Source organism: Patescibacteria group bacterium (assembly GCA_020148145.1).
In the GTDB taxonomy this organism is placed as follows: Bacteria; Patescibacteriota; Minisyncoccia; order Minisyncoccales; family JAHCRE01; genus JAHCRE01.
This window is the reverse complement of sequence record JAHCRE010000021.1, coordinates 1-16111: the sequence shown is the minus strand read 5'-3', so window position 1 is coordinate 16111 and position 16111 is coordinate 1. Positions and strand designations below refer to the sequence as shown.

Genomic DNA, 16111 nt, shown 5'->3' with positions numbered 1-16111 from the left:
ATAATTTATTTCTTTCAAATTAGCAATTTTTATTCTAAATAAACTTTTCTTGGTTTCGCTCCTTCCCCTGGCCCTACCACCCCTTTTTCTTCTAACATATCAATTAGTCTAGCTGCCCGAGCATAACCAATTCTCAATCTTCTTTGTAAAAGAGAAGCTGATGCCTTCCTAGCTTCAACCACTACTCTTTTTGCCTCCTCATATAAGGGATCTTCTAAACCATGTAAAAATTCTCTCCCAGAAGCCTTCAAGTCTTTTTCTAAATCTTGAGTTAGCTCCTCTTTCATTTCTTCTCCAATTTCTAATTTTTCGCTTTCTTTTTTTATCCAATTAACCACTTTTTTAACTTCTTTTTCTGAAACATAGGCTCCCTGGATTCTTCTTGGCTTGACAATCTCGGCTGAAACATAAAGCATATCCCCTAAACCCAAAAGTTTTTCTGCTCCGGCCATATCTAAAACAGTTCTTGAGTCAACTTGGGAGGCTACTTGGAAGGTAGTCCTAGAAGTAATATTGGCCTTGATTAAACCAGTTATTACTTCAACTGATGGCCTCTGAGTAGCCACTACTAAATGAATTCCAACCGCTCTTGACATCTGAGCCAATCTAACAATACCTGCCTCTACTTCCCTGCCTTTAGCCGCCATTAAATCGGCTAACTCATCAATGATTAAAATAATGTAGGGCATTAGTTCGCTCTTTTCTTTAATCATCCGATTATAACTCTCAATATCCCTTGCTTTAAACTCCGATAAAACATCGAATCTTCTTTCCATCTCGCTAGTCAGCCAATGTAGCGCATTGACTGTCCGAGAAGGATCATAGATTACTGGACACAAAAGATGGGGCAACTCGTTGTAAATGGAAAACTCAACTCTCTTGGGGTCAATTAGAATAAGTTTCAAAATTTCTGGAGAACTTCGATAGAGAAGACTTAAAATTAGGGAGTTTAAAAAAATAGTTTTACCAGTACCAGTGGAGCCGGCAACTAAAAGGTGGGGCATTCTAGAAAGATCAGCATAGGCCGGATTACCCGAAACATCTCTTCCTAAAGCAAAAAGGAGGCTAGAAACGGATTTTTGAAAATCAGGATTATCAATCAAATTTCTTAACCTAACCTGAGCCCTAACTTTATTCGGAACTTCTATTCCCACCAAAGACCTTCCAGGAATAGGGGCTTCAATTCTAATTGGATGGGAAGCTAAAGCCAAGGCTAAATTATTAGAAAGATTAGTAATTTTGGATAACTTCACCCCTTCAGCTGGCTTTAAAGTATACTGAGTTACTGTTGGACCAATATTTATTTCTGACATTTCAACTCTAATATTAAAATTTTCTAAAGTCTTTTTGATAATGGCAGAGTTTGTTCTAGTATCACCGCTACTCGGAATCTCCCGATCAGTCTCCAGTAAATCGAAGGGTGGGAATCGATAAGTTCTACTGACAAGAGTAGTTTCTAACGGTCTAGTTTTTAATTCTAAAGAAGGCATTTTAATTTCCTGAGGTTTTAGCTTAACTTCTTGAGGCTTAGGAATGGGCTCAACCCCTTTTACCTTAAACTTAGGGAATCTCTCTATCTTTTGAAATATTCGCGAAACTAAGGGTTTTTTTTCTTCTAAGGGTGGAGGTTGGCGAAAAAATTGCCAGAAAATTAAACCTCCGACAATAATTAGAGTAGTAAATATAATCTGGGTCACCCAAAAACCAAAGAGCTTTTGAAGAAAAGAATTAAAAATATAACCCAACCAGCCCCCTTGTTTTTGATTTAAATTAAAAGCACCAAAAATTCCCGAGATTCCTAAAATCAGAATGAAAATTGCTAAAATGGTTGGGGATAAAAATTTTTTATACTTTGTATTAAAAAATATTAAACCTTCTAAAACAAAGAGTAATGGTATTACAAAAATTGCTTTCCCAATTAAGAAAGTAAAGCCTTTTATTAGATAAGTCCCAATTACTCCTGCTAAATCAAAAAAACTCAAGGCAATAATAATGGTCAACAAGAACATTAAAATTCCCAAAATCAATCTTTTTGTTTTTTCAGATAAACCAAACTTTTCGGATTTTTTCTTTTCAGCCAGGAGTTTATTTAATTTTTTTCGATTTTTCCTTTTCATTTTCTAAGCCCGGTTCCTGCTGGTATTAGTTTACCAATTATTACATTCTCCTTCAATCCCAAAAGTTTATCTTCTTTTCCTTCAATGGCCGCTTTAATCAGAACTCGAGAAGTTTCCTGAAAAGACGCTGCTGATAAAAAGCTATCAGTAGTCAAGGCTACTCGGGAAATTCCAAGCAAAACCAGATCTCCCTGAGCTGGTTTTTTATTTTCTTTTTTTAGTCTAAGATTCTCCTCTAAAAACTTAGGTCGCTCTATAATTTCACCGGGAGTGAAAAAGGAATCCCCGGCATTTTTAATCTTTACTCGAGAAAACATCTGGCGAACTATTACTTCGATATGTTTATCATGGATAGTGGCTCCTTGGGAGACGTAAATGCTCTGAATTTCCTTAACAATATAACGCTGAGTTTCCTCTTTTCCTTTGAGTTTAAAAAAATCTTTTAAATCTAAATTTCCTTCACAAAGTTGTTGACCTTTTTTGATTTCTTGTCCAGGCTCCACCCAGATTGCCATCTTTGCTGGAATTTTATATTCCATTACCACTGTTTTTCCTTTTTTAAGTTTTGGATTTTTGGTTTTAGGTTTAATTTTAATTATTCCTGCTGGGGTAATTTCAATTATCTTTCCCTCAACATGAGAAATTTCTGCCTTTCCTTTTGGTATTCTGGCTTCAAAAATTTCCTCAACCCTAGGAAGGCCAAAGGTAATATCGCCCCCTCCGGCTACTCCTCCTAAATGGAAAGTTCTCATCGTAAGCTGGGTACCCGGTTCTCCTATTGCTTGAGCAGCCACAATTCCTACTGCCTCCCCTAATTTTATAAGTTGGTTTTTCCCTAAATCCCAACCATAACATTTCTGGCAAATTCCTCTAATAGATTTACAACTTAGAGGTGAGCGAATTCGAATCTTTTCAATTTTAGCTTCAATTATTGCTTTTGCCTTCTGCCAATCAATAATTTCTCCTTTTTTAACAATCTTCTTTTTTGATTTTTTCTTTTTGATATCTTCTAATGCTATTCTGCCAACAATCTTCAAAAGAAAATCCTGACCAATTTCCTCAGCATCTTCTCTTAATATTTCGGTTCCTTTTTTATCCCGGCAGTTCTCTTCTGAAATTATTACTTCATGAGAAACATCAATAAGTCTCCTAGTTAAATAACCGGCAGTGGAGGTACGAAGCGCGGTATCTGCTGTCCCTTTTCTGGCCCCATGAGTAGAAATGAAATATTCCAAGACATCTAGTCCTTCTTTGAAAGAACTCTTTACTGGCAACTCAATAATCTGCCCGGCTGGATTAATCACTAAGCCCTTCATTCCGGTCATCTGAACAGGTTGACTCCAGGATCCCCTGGCTCCAGCATCAATCATTTGGAAAACAGAACCGTGTTGAGGTAGAGTTTCGGGAACTAGCCTTTCAATTTTTGACTTAACCTTGGTCCAAACCTCAATAATCTTACTACTTTTCTCTTCTGGAGATAAAAGTCCCTTTTTAAAGTGAGTTTCAATTTGTCCTATTTCTCTTTCTGCTCGTTCTAAAATCTCTTTCTTTTCTGGAGGGACAATTAAATCATCCATCCCCCAGGAAATACCAGAAATAGTAGAGTATTCAAATCCCAAATTTTTAATCTTATCTAAAATTTCTTGATAGATTTCTATTGGATATTTAGCTAAAATCTCCCCCACTATTCTTTCTAACTCCTTTATATTTATTCTAATATTTTGAAAGGGATAATCTTCAGGAAGAGTCCGGTTAAATAAGATTCTTCCTACTGAGGTTTCTAAGACTTGATCTTTAATCTTAACCTTTATCTTTGCTTTAAGATCAACCTGAGAAAATTTAACGGCTATTTTCGCCTCCTCAGGACTAGCAAAAATCTTTCCTTCTCCTTTTACTCCCGGTTTTATCTTGGTTAGCCAATAACAACCCAAAACAATATCTTGATAAATAGTAACAACTGGGGTACCAGTGGCTGGTTTTAAAAGATTTAAGGTTGCCAACATTATTTCACTGGCTTCTTTTTGGGCCTCGGCTGAAAGAGGAAGATGGATTGCCATTTGATCACCATCGAAATCGGCATTAAATGCTCCACAAACCATTGGATGAATTCTAATTACTTCTCCTTCAATTAAAACTGGATAAAAGGCCTGAATTCCTAACCGGTGTAAAGTTGGGGCTCGATTGAGTAAAACTAATTTATCTTTTACTACTTCCTCCAAAATAGCCCAGACCTCATCTGTCTCCCCTTCAATTAATCTTGAGGCTCCCCGGACATTATAGGCTAATTCTTTATCTAAGATTTTCCTAATAACAAAAGGTTTAAAGAGCTCCAAAGCCATCTTTTTTGGAAGTCCACATTGATTAAGTTTTAGCTCTGGACCAACAACAATCACTGATCTTCCAGAATAATCAACCCTTTTCCCCAAAAGATTCTGCCTGAATCTCCCCTGTTTTCCCTCAAGCATATCAGCCAGAGATTTTAAAAGTCTCCTCCCCCCGGTGGTGGCTCGAATCATTGTCCCTTTCCGCATTCCATTATCAATTAGAGCGTCAACTGCTTCCTGTAACATTCTTTTTTCATTTCTAACAATAACTTCTGGAGCATTAATCTCTAAAAGATATTTAAGTCGGTTATTTCGATTAATCGCTCTTCTATAAAGATCATTTAAATCTGAAGAGGCATAACGGCCGCCATCTAGTTGAACCATTGGTCTCAAATCTGGAGGTAAAACTGGTAGAATAGTTAGGAACATCCATTCTGGGCGAATCCCACCCCTAATCATTCCCTGGAGAAGTTTTAACCTCCTAAAAATTTTTCTTTTAGTTATTCCTGAGGCCTTTTCCAATTCTTTTTTCAGGCTCAAAATATTCTTTTTTAAATCAACTTTCTCAAAAATCCTCCTTAAGCTCTCTGCCCCAGTTCCTGCCTCAAAAATCTCTCCGTATTTTAAAGAAAGGTTACGATATTCTATCTCTAATAAGATCTTTAAGGGTTTAATTCCTAAGACTTCCTCTCTTGCTCTATCTCTGGCTTCTTTCAATTTTTGAATTTCTTTCTTTTTATTTTTAATTTTTTTAATTTTTCTTTTATATTCTTTCTCAATTTCTCCTAGGGTTTTTTTCTTTGCCTTTTCATCCACCTTAGTTATGATATAAGCAGCAAAATAAATTACTCTTTCTAATTGGGGAGCGGAGATATTCAAAACCATTCCTATCCGCGAGGGCACTCCTCTTAAGAACCAAATATGGGAGCAGGGTGTGGCTAGTTTTATATGACCCATCCTTTCTCTCCTGACAATTGACTTTGTCACTTCCACCCCACATCTATCACAAATTATTCCTTTATAGCGAATCCTTCTATATCTTCCACAATAGCACTGGTAATCTTTTACTGGTCCAAAGGTTCTTTCGCAAAAAAGACCATCTTTTTCTGGTCTTTGGGTCCGGTAATTAATGGTCTCTGGTTTTATCACTTCACCATGGGACCATGACAAAATCTCCTCCGGCGAGGCTAATCTTATTTTAATTGATTCTAAATCTGCTACACGCATATTTATTTATTAAATTGACCTTAGGTTTTTTCTTCTTTTGGCTTTTCTTTAACTTCAGCATTTAACCCCAAGGCCTTTAATTCATTAATCAATAAGTTAAAAGAGGCTGGCAGATTAGGATTTTTAATTGCCTCTCCTTTTAATATTGCCTCATAAGCTGCCGCTCTTCCCGGAACATCATCAGATTTTATCGTTAACATCTCCTGCAAAGTGTGGGCTGCTCCATATCCCTCTAAGGCCCAGACTTCCATCTCCCCAAATCTTTGACCTCCAAACTGAGCTTTCCCTCCCAGGGGCTGTTGAGTAATCAAAGAATAAGGACCAATGGATCGCATATGAATTTTATCCTCAACCATATGAATCAATTTCATCATGTAGATATAACCTACAGTAATCCTTTCTGGAAAGGGAAGCCCGGTTCTTCCATCGTATAATTTAACCTTTCCATCCTCTGATAAACCAGCTTTTTTCAACTCTTCTTTTATATCTCTTTCAGTTGCTCCAGCTAAAGCTGGCGAAATAGCTATATATTCCAATTTCTTTGCTGCCAAAGAAAGATGAGTTTCTAAAACCTGACCAATATTCATTCTTGAGACTACGCCTAAAGGATTTAAAATAATATCTACCGGAGTTCCATCCTCCAAAAATGGCATATCTTCTACTGGTAAAACTTTAGAAATCACTCCCTTATTTCCATGGCGGCCGGCCAATTTATCGCCTGACTGAATTTTCCGAATCTCGGCTATTTTAACCTCAATCTTTTTTATAACTCGGGGTTCAAGTTTATGACCGAGTTCCCGAGAAAAAACCTTCACCCCAATCACTCGTCCCCGTTTCCCATGTTCTATTCGTAAAGAAGTGTCTTTTACGTCTCTGGCCTTTTCTCCAAAAATTGCACGTAGCAGTCTTTCCTCGGCAGTTAAATCGGCTTCCCCTTTTGGCGAAATTTTCCCAACTAAAATATCATTTGGTCCGACTTCTGCCCCAATTCTGATAATTCCTTCTTCATCTAAATCTTTTAATCTTTCTTCCGAGACATTTGGAATATCAGAGGTAGTAATTTCTGGTCCTAATTTTGTCTCCCTAACATCACAACTAAAGTTTTCAATATGAACTGAAGTATATTTATCATCTCTAACTAATCTTTCTGAAATCAAAATTGCGTCTTCAAAGTTCCCTCCCCTCCAGGGTAAAAAGGCAACCAAAATATTTTGGCCCAAGGCCAAATAGCCTTGGGATATTCCTCCTCCATCAGCCAAAATATTTCCCTTTTTTATTATTTGACCCTTTTTAACTAAAGGTTTCTGATGAGAGCAAGTATATTGATTGGTTCTAATAAAAGTTCTTAAGTTATAAATTTTTTCTTTTTTTGAGATTTGAGATTTCACTTTAATGTGTCTAGCATCAACCTCAGTAACAATTCCATCTTCTTTAGCAATTATCTCCTGCCCAGAATCCTTAGCTACTCTCTCTTCCACTCCAGTTATGACTAAGGGAGCCTCCGGTTTAATAAGGGGGACTGCCTGACGCTGCATGTTTGAACCCATCAAGGCTCTATTGGCATCATTATTTTGCAAAAAGGGAATACAAGCGGAAGCAATGGAAATAGATTGTTCAGAGGAAACATCAAAAAAATCAATTTTCTTTCTGTCAATTAGTCCTGGCTCGCTTTTTATTCTTGCCTCCACTTTTTTGGGAATAATATTTCCTTTTTCATCAATAGGCACCCCAGCATGGGCAATGTTGTATCTTTCTTCTTCATGGGCATTAAGATAGTGAATTTCCTTAGTCACTTTACTATTTTTCACTTTGAAATAGGGAGTTTCAATAAACCCATATGGATTAATTCGAGCGAAGCTAGCTAGATGGCCAACCAATCCAATATTTGGTCCTTCTGGAGTCTGAATAGGACAGATTCTTCCATAGTGAGAAGGCTGAACATCTCTTACCTCAAATCCCGCCCTTTCCCTGGTAAGACCTCCTGGCCCGGTAGCCGATAGTCTTCTTTTATGTTCTAACTCGGCTAGAGGATTTTCATTATCCATAAATTGAGCTATTTGAGAAGAAGTAAAAAATCCTTTAACCACTGCCATAAAGGGTCGAGGATTAATCAATTGAATAGGGGTCAAGGTATAAATATCTAAAGTTGACATTCTATCTTTGATGATTCTTTCCATTCTCATTAACCCTATTCTTAGTCTATTTTGCAAAAGTTCAGATAGGGTTCTTACCCTCCGATTGCCTAAATGATCAATTTGATCGGGTTTTCCTTCGGGATCATTATTAAGGCGAATAATCTCTCTTAAAACAGCCACAATATCCTCTGGATATAGCACCCTATCTGATACAGTAATTTCCTCTGTTGGACTTTTAGCCCGAGCTTTTTTATTAACTTTTGGCTTTAATTCAGGAAGCCTCTGCCACATCCGCCATCTTCCCACTTTTGATAAATCGTATCTGGAGAAATTAAAAAACATATTTTCAAGCAATTCTCGGGCAGTATCAGGAGTAGTTAAATCCCCTGGTCGTAATCTCTGATAAATTTCAACCACTGCCTCGGCTTGATTATGAGTAGGATCTCGAGATAAAGTTTCTTTGATGTACTTTATTTTTCCTTTATCTACTTTTTGGAAAAGTTCTTTTATCTTTTCTTCTTTATCAAGCCCAAAAGCCTTCAATAAAATGGTAGCTGGAACTTTCCTCTTCCGGTCAATTTTTACTCCAATGAAGCCAGAGGGTTCAGTCTCAAATTCAAGCCAAGCCCCTCGGTTAGGAATAATTTTTGCTCCAAAATAATTTTTACCTCTTGTGGTTTTGGTGGTAAAAAAAGCCCCGGGTGAACGAATAAGTTGAGAAATTGCCACTCTCTCCACCCCATTAACAATAAAAGTTCCCCTTTCAGTCATCAAGGGGAAATCAGTTAAAAAAACCTCCTGTTCTTTGATTTCTTTTGTTTTAAGGTTAACTAATTTTATTCTAACCCGTAAGGGGGCTTGATAAGAATCGTTATTTTGTTTTGCCTCTAAATCAGTTTTGTATTTTGGCTCATCTAATTTATAACCCAGAAACCAGAGCTCTAATTCTTCGCCAGTATAATCTCGGATTGGCGATACCTCTTGAAAAAGTTCTTTTAAATCTCTCTCCCAAAATCTCCTCCAACTTTCTTTTTGCAGGGTCAGCAAATAAGGTAAAGATAAAAAAACCTTGGATTTTGAAAAATTCTTAAATCTTATTTTTTTCATAAAAAAAACAGAAAATTACCCTAAATCTTCATTTTAGGGTAAATCAAGGCAGGAAATATTTAAATTAGAAGGGGTGATGAAATTATAAAAATAATAAAGGGTGATATTAATTTTATCCTTCTTTAAAATTTTGTCAAGTCCTTTTTACTCTTTTTCTAATTTTTCTGGTGGTTTTCCTTCAACGGGTGGTTGGGTAACCTAAATTCCCAGATTTTTGCAAATCTCTAAAATCTCCAAGAACTAATTAAAATCATAATGATTTAAGATTCTTGGGTCAAGAGATACTAAATTGTTATATCCCAAACTCAATTTACGACAATAGTTTTCTTAATGAATTTTAATACTTTGTAAAATACCCAAACCAACGAAGGTAATGATTAAACTACTTCCTCCATAACTTATCAGGGGTAAAGGAATGCCAATTATTGGCAAAATCCCCAGATTCATTCCGATGTGAATAAAAATTTGGGAAATCAATAAAATAGCGAAGCCCGAGGCAAAAAGTCGGGGAAAATTACTACTGGAAAACTGGGCAATTTTTATTATTCTAAAAATCAATATCGAAAATAAGAAAAATAAAATAAAAATACCTATCAGGCCCATTTCTTCAGCAATAGCAGAGAAAATGAAATCTGTGTGGGGCTCAGGAAGGAAACCGTATTGAGTTTGAGAGCCTTTGCCAATTCCCTGGCCAAAAACTCCCCCTGACCCTATAGCAATTTTTGCCTGAGCCTGGCTCCAACCCATACCTAAGGGTTCAATCTGAGGGGAAATAAAGCTCAAAATCCTTTGTCTTTGATAATCCTCTAGAAAAAATGACCAACTTAAAATTAAAATCAAAAGAAAAAAAAGACAAAGAGTCAGAAAATGGCTAATTTTTATTTCTGAAATAATCAAGGTTACTACCCATAAAATAACTAAAATCAGAATTGAGCCTAAATCGGGTTGAAAAAAAATTAAAAGACTCGGAATTAAAACATAAAGACCAGAAACTAAAATATGCCTTTTGCGATACATCTCAACGTGACGCATTGAGAAATATTTAGCCAATAAAATTATCAAGATAATTTTAGTAAATTCAATTGGATCAATTGAAACTACATCTAATTTATACCAGGACCTCACTCCCCTGATTTCGGGAGCGAAAAAAAATAAACCGGCTAAAGCAACTAGGCAAATAAGGTACAAAATTAAAATTAAATAAGGGTCATCTTGAAAAATTCGCCAATCAAAAAAACTTAAAGCTATCATCAGAAAAATCCCTATTACCAAAAAAATAATTTGTTTTTTAAAATTGAAAAAATCTCCCCTTGAAAGAGAAGAACTATATATTGATAAAAGACCAATTCCAACAAGTAAAAGAGTGGAGACAATAACAATTAAATCAAGTTTCTTAAAATGGACTAAAAAAGATTTCATTAATTTTTGAGACTATTGTTCGAGGCTTTCGAGGCTTAGCCTCACACAATTTTATTTTAGTAATTTTAGGAATCCTTTTTCCCCGATTACTTTAATACCAAGTTCCTTTGCTCTTTGGTATTTTAAGCCAGGTTTTTTTCCAGCGATAACAAAATCGGTTCTTTTTGAAACTGATTCAGAAATCTCTCCGCCTAAAAGTCTAATTTTTTCTTTCGCCTCATCCCTGGTTATCATTTCCAATCCACCAGTTAAAACAAAAGTTTTTCCCTTCAATGGCTGATATTTAACTTTCTTTTCAATAATAACTTCTACTCCTACTTTTTTTAATTTTTCCAAAAATTCCAAATTTCTTTTTTTAGAAAACCAATCATAAATTGATTCAGCCACTATCGGACCGATATCCCTAATTTTTTCTAACTCCTCGGAGTTGGCCCCTTTAAACCTTTCGAAGCTTTCAAAATATTCTGCTAAATCCTGGGCAGTTTCTTCTCCAACATTTCTAATCCCCAAGGCATAAATAAACCTTGGTAGGGTTATTTTTTTCTTGCCTTGAATTGCCTTTATTAAATTCTTTACTGATTTTTTAGCGAATCTTTCTAAGGGAATTAAATCACCTTCTTTTAACATAAAGAGGTCAGCTGGATCCTGAACTAAGCCTTCTTCAATCAACCTATCGATAATTTTTTGGCCAAGCCCAACAATATCAAGAGCCCCCCTTGAAATGAAATGATAAAAATATCTCCTCTGTTTGGCAAAACATTTTGGATTCTCGCACCTTGAGACAACTTCCCCTTCTGGTTTAATGATCTCAAATCCGCAAACTGGACATTTCTTTGGCATCGTAAACTTTCTTTCCTTTCCGGTTCTTAGCTCTGGCAAGACTCTAATAATATCTGGAATTACGTCGCCGGCTCGACCAACAATAGCCGTATCACCAATTTTTATTCCCAATCTCTTAATTTCATCCTCGTTATGTAAGGTCGCTCTAGAAATTGTTACCCCACCAACCTCAACCGGTTTTAAAATAGCAACTGGAGTCAGGCTTCCTGTTCTGCCAATCTGAATTTTAATATCCTCAATGATGGTTGTGGATTGCTTTAAGGGAAACTTGAAGGCAATAATTCCCCTAGGAGCCTTACCAACTACTCCTAACTTCTTGAAAATTTTATTTGGGTTAATATTAACTACAATCCCATCGATCTCATAAGGCAGTTTTTCTCTTTCTTTCTTCCATAATTTGTGAAATTTAGAAACCTCTTTTAGGGATTTACAATAGATATTGTTAGGATTAATTTTAAAACCAAGAACTTTCAAAATTTTGTGCCCTTCTTCGTGGGTTTTCTGGCCCAAATCAGTAATCAAGTCATAGGCATAAGAGTCTAAATGTCTCTGAGTAGTAATTTTGGGATCTAATTGTCTAATCGAGCCTGCTGCCACATTTCTAGGATTGGCATAGGGAACCAGCCCTCGTTTGACTTGTTCTTTGTTTAATCTTTCAAATTCCTTTTTTGAAATAAAAACTTCTCCCCGAACAACAATTTTTTTAAGTTCTTTCCTTGAAATTTCTTTGGCGATCCTTTCTGAGCCCATCCTTTTTAGATCTCTTATCATCTCTTCTTTTTCTCTTAATCTCAAGGGGATAGCTTCAGTAGTCTTTAAGTTCTGGGTAACATCCTCACCAACAATCCCATCCCCCCTAGTTGATCCAATTTTTAAAATTTCACCTTCATAGATTAACTCAATCGCTAAGCCGTCAATTTTTAGTTCGCAGAAAAAATCAATTTGAGAAACTTCTTCCTCGGTCAAAAGCTTTGAAACTCTCTCTATCCAGTCTTCCGTATCTTTTTGAGAAAAGGCATCATTGATAGATAACATTGGCTGGGAATGCCTAACTTTTTCAAATTTTTCCAAGGGTTTTCCAGCCACTCTCTGGGTTGGGGAGTCAGGAGTAACAAATTCAGGAAATTTTTGCTCTAAATCAAAAAGCTCTTTTTTTAGAGAATCAAGAGCTGCTTCAGAAATTTCTTGTCTATCTAAGACGTGATAAAGATAACGATGGTGATTAATTAATTTTTTGAGCCCTTCAATTCTTTTTCTAGCATGCTGTTTTACCATATTATCTTGTGGCTTCAATTGCTCTTTTGGTTGCCTTATATGCTCCTCTGGATATAATAGTAGTTGCTCCGTCATTAAAATCAACTTGATAATCTATTTCTGTATCTAAACTACCAGAAATACTACCACCTAAGCGCCCATCATCACAGTCTGTAGAGTCTACGCAGGGCCAGGATAAACTGCTGCAGCCAGCTTGACGACACCATTTGTCTTCATATAAAACTCTCTCAATTCCAGTATCAGCGGCATAAAGGGCAACAACCGAATATCCCATTCCTTTTATCATTTTTATTTGACTGACTATGATTAAACTTATTCCCAAACCAATAGATATCAAAATGATCATAACCATTAAAGCAAGGTAGAGAGAAACGCCTTTTTGAGAAGTTATAAATTTCATTTTAATATTGGACATCGAGATTTCTTTGAGAAACTGAGGTCTGAATTAGGATTTTTGGCGGTAACCCAGGTACGGATCTTTTAGTCTCTATTTCTAAAAAAATTGTTACTCTTGGCTGAAGATTATCAGCCGGAGGCTGATCCGCACCTAAAAGGTTAAATTTAAGAGAATTCACCTGAAGATCAGTTGAAGTTAAGGGCAGGGTAACACCCTCTGCTGTTTTTTTTAATAGCCCGGCGTCTAAAAAAAATTCCGTACAAACATCATTGTAGTCGATAAATTTTAACCCGTTAGCTGTGGTTTCGTAATTTAAGCCATACCGAGAAAGACAACTAATGGGGGGGGTATTAAGTTCTTTCTTTGCCATTCTTAAGGCTCTGCCCATATATTCCATTACATAACTTGCCTGATTTAGAATCTCTTGAGTAGCTAAAATCCTTCTTTGGCTTTGGATAGCCGAAACGAAAAGCCCAGAAATTGTCCCAACAATTAAAGCAAAAATAGCCACTGCCACAATTATTTCAATTAGAGTAAAACCCTTCCTTGCTATTTTAACATTTAAGCATTTAAGCATGTTAACCCGTTAGCATATTAATATTTAAACATATAAGCATTTTAATATCTGAGTGCTTGAGTGGTTTCCTGTTTAGTATTTATAGAATGTTTATATGTTAACATGTTCAGATGTTTAGATGTTTAGATGATTTCTATCTCCAATCATATAACTTTTCCTGGACAGTAATTAATAGCTTGTCTTCCCAAAAAACCTCGGCAGTCACTTTTAGAATATCGGCCGCTTCAGGGGAAATTATAATTCTTCTTTTAAATTTTGTTTGAGTGCCGGAGGAATAACCATAAAGGCCATTGTTAGTATCAATATTTAAAAAATCACCATCATAATCATCGTTAAGGTCTTGGGTTGTATAATCAGCCTCCCAACTACCTGCCCCTAAACCACTATTCCAAACTACACCTTCCAACCAATTAGTGTCTCTAATGCTCCTAACTATCTCAATTCCCTCCTGGGCTAAATAAGCAGCAATAAGCCTTTGAGAGGAAATTCTAGCAGAAGAGATTGTTTGACTAATTAAAGCCAAGGCTCCAACAATTCCAACTGTAATTATGAAAATAGCTACAACTACCTCCAAAAGGGTAAAGCCCTTTTTCCCTATTTTAACATTTAAGCATTTTAACATTTTAACAAGGCTTGAATTCACTGTTTATATATTTAAATTTCTAAATGATTTATTACTCTATATTAATTAAGCCGGCTTTATTTACTTTAATGGTTTTAGTTTTTGTGAGATCTTGTTCTAAAGCAAGAATAATCTTACACCAGGAGGGTTCACTCCCGGCAGGAGGAACAATATGGACTTCGGGGTCAGGGGGAACAAAAGTAATATGTATTTTAGCTTTATCACCTACTTCTGTTTGAATAGGATATTTTATTATTACTCCTTTTTCTACTTCGATTTGCTCAACCAAATAATCGTTTCCAGGGTTATATCTATGAGAGGTGGGTTCATATATATCAGCGAATAAAGTGTATTCGCGCTCATAGGGAGGATTAGGAAGGGGTTCTATGTAAACTCCGTATCCCCCTTCTGGAATTTGGCCTAGTTGATATTCTTTTGATGACATTGCCATTTCCTGGGCCCTTCTTATATCTTGAGTTAATTTTGAGGTCGCCCTCTGGAGGGCAAGTTGTTGTTCTCCTGAACGATAATTAGCAAAAATCATTGTTGATAAAATAATAATGATAGCAATAACGACTATAATTTCTACTAAGGTAAAACCGAGAGGTAAATGTTTTTTATTTTTATTTTTCAATTCTTTTCTCATTCTTTTTTAATTATATCATAGATAAAATATGACACCAAAACCCCCTTGAAAAGGGGGTTTTGGTGTTTTCGAGATAATTTTAGAAAGGCGCAATCTCTTTCCATTCGGGAAGAGGGAGAGCAATTGTTATAGGTTGTGTTATAGAACAAGGACCATAATTATCTGCGTCGGTAACGCTCAATCTAACGTCTGAGGAAAGGAATTTAATTCTAGGGTTCAGGGAAACACTTGTTGTGGGTGACACAAAAGTGCCTCCTTCTGGAGGAATTATTTCCCACAAAAATGTGCCCCCTGAACAAGAAATTGGATTTGTGTTACCGATACCAGAATAACAAGTACTTACATCTGCTGGGCAAATTACTTCTATTGGACAAGGAGGTTCTCCACAAGGAATTGTAACTTCTTCATAAACTGAACAAAACTGAACAACTTCTTCTCTGGTAGGATATTGAGGAGACCAATCAAAATCAACCAAGGGGAAGGGATGGGAAATAGTGGTAAATGAAGGACCATTTACCCAACCAGAAGAAACAGGAGTAGTTTTATCATCCCAGACTTCAACTTGCCAGTAATAAGTGGTGGCAAAGGAAAGGGTTGTGGGAGCATATTCAGTAGATGGAGAGCTAACTTGCCCTGAATCTACTTCTGGTGAAAGGAAATTTGGATCATCATCTACCTGAATCTGATAGGCAGATTGGTTGTCTCCATCGGGATCAAAAAATTCCCATCCCAGCCTTACTGGAGGATAACCAGTAACTCCACAACAGAAAACTGGATTGTCAGTATCAGCAAAAAGATTTCTGGCTTCAGGAGGGGTGTTAGCGGCAATATTAACCTGCTGAGATCCTATTGCTTCTTCATTTCCGGCTAGATCTACTGAATAATATCTGACATAATTTGTTCCCAGAGTTGTAAGGGTGAAAGTACCGGTAGAACCGGCGAACCCACCGCTCAATAAGGTGGTTGTAAAGCTCCCCTCACTACCATATCCCCATCCAACAGAGTTGCGGACCTTAGCTCTAAAGTAATAGGTAGTATTTATAGAAAGTCCAGTTATAGTATGGTTAAATGCTCCTGTCCCAAAAGAACCTATTTCTGTCCAAGAATTGGCGTAAGGTTCTCCTGAATCAATATCCCATTCAAATCCTCTTTCATCAACGGTTACACCACCAGTATCAGTGATATTCCCATTTAGAGTAGCCTGAGATGAGGTTACCCCAGTAGCAGCTGAGGTGGTAACAGTGGGAGGATTTATAATATAACTTATCTCTACCCAAACATCTTGATACTCTAACGTGTCTCCCTGAGGATTACAAGCGTCTTCACTATCTCCACAATAAAGATGAGTCACTAGTGTATTTCCAGTTTGGGTAGTAGTATCTATAACAGTTGAGGAAGTAGTGCTGATGGTTTTTTCTCCGGTGC

Annotated in this window: 10 protein-coding genes; all 10 read right to left on the bottom strand. The window is 36.5% G+C overall.

Annotated features, from left to right (window positions below):
• Positions 1-29: 29 nt before the first annotated feature.
• On the bottom strand, positions 30-2117 hold the full coding sequence (locus tag KJA15_04150; GenBank protein ID MBZ9572498.1) for a DNA translocase FtsK 4TM domain-containing protein: 2088 nt from the start codon (positions 2115-2117) through the stop codon (positions 30-32).
• Positions 2114-5668 (bottom strand): DNA-directed RNA polymerase subunit beta', encoded by a 3555-nt coding sequence (rpoC, locus tag KJA15_04145; GenBank protein ID MBZ9572497.1) that lies wholly within the window; start codon positions 5666-5668, stop codon positions 2114-2116. The genes KJA15_04150 and rpoC overlap by 4 nt, the downstream gene beginning before the upstream one ends.
• 20 nt (positions 5669-5688) lie before the next feature.
• The gene (locus tag KJA15_04140) at positions 5689-8910 is read right to left on the bottom strand and encodes a DNA-directed RNA polymerase subunit beta (GenBank protein ID MBZ9572496.1); all 3222 of its coding nucleotides are present in this window, start codon (positions 8908-8910) and stop codon (positions 5689-5691) included.
• A gap of 327 nt (positions 8911-9237) precedes the next feature.
• Entirely contained in the window at positions 9238-10329 is a 1092-nt protein-coding gene (gene rodA / locus KJA15_04135) for a rod shape-determining protein RodA (GenBank protein ID MBZ9572495.1), read from the bottom strand.
• Positions 10330-10380: 51 nt separating this feature from the next.
• Positions 10381-12444: an NAD-dependent DNA ligase LigA gene (ligA, locus tag KJA15_04130; GenBank protein ID MBZ9572494.1), complete on the bottom strand. Its 2064-nt coding sequence runs from the start codon at positions 12442-12444 to the stop codon at positions 10381-10383.
• Between the two features lies 1 nt (position 12445).
• Positions 12446-12844 (bottom strand): hypothetical protein, encoded by a 399-nt coding sequence (locus KJA15_04125; protein MBZ9572493.1) that lies wholly within the window; start codon positions 12842-12844, stop codon positions 12446-12448.
• Position 12845: 1 nt separating this feature from the next.
• Positions 12846-13418 carry a prepilin-type N-terminal cleavage/methylation domain-containing protein gene (locus KJA15_04120; GenBank protein ID MBZ9572492.1) on the bottom strand — a complete coding sequence of 191 codons (573 nt, stop codon included), beginning with the start codon at positions 13416-13418 and terminating at the stop codon, positions 12846-12848.
• A 133-nt stretch (positions 13419-13551) separates the two neighbouring features.
• A complete protein-coding gene (locus tag KJA15_04115; GenBank protein ID MBZ9572491.1) occupies positions 13552-14040 on the bottom strand; it encodes a prepilin-type N-terminal cleavage/methylation domain-containing protein in 489 nt (162 codons plus the stop codon).
• 52 nt (positions 14041-14092) lie between these two features.
• Positions 14093-14686, bottom strand: coding sequence for a prepilin-type N-terminal cleavage/methylation domain-containing protein (locus KJA15_04110; GenBank protein ID MBZ9572490.1), 594 nt, complete (start codon positions 14684-14686; stop codon positions 14093-14095).
• Positions 14687-14765: 79 nt separating this feature from the next.
• Positions 14766-16111 (bottom strand): fibronectin type III domain-containing protein (locus KJA15_04105; protein ID MBZ9572489.1); only part of this gene is annotated, 1346 nt, incomplete at its 5' end.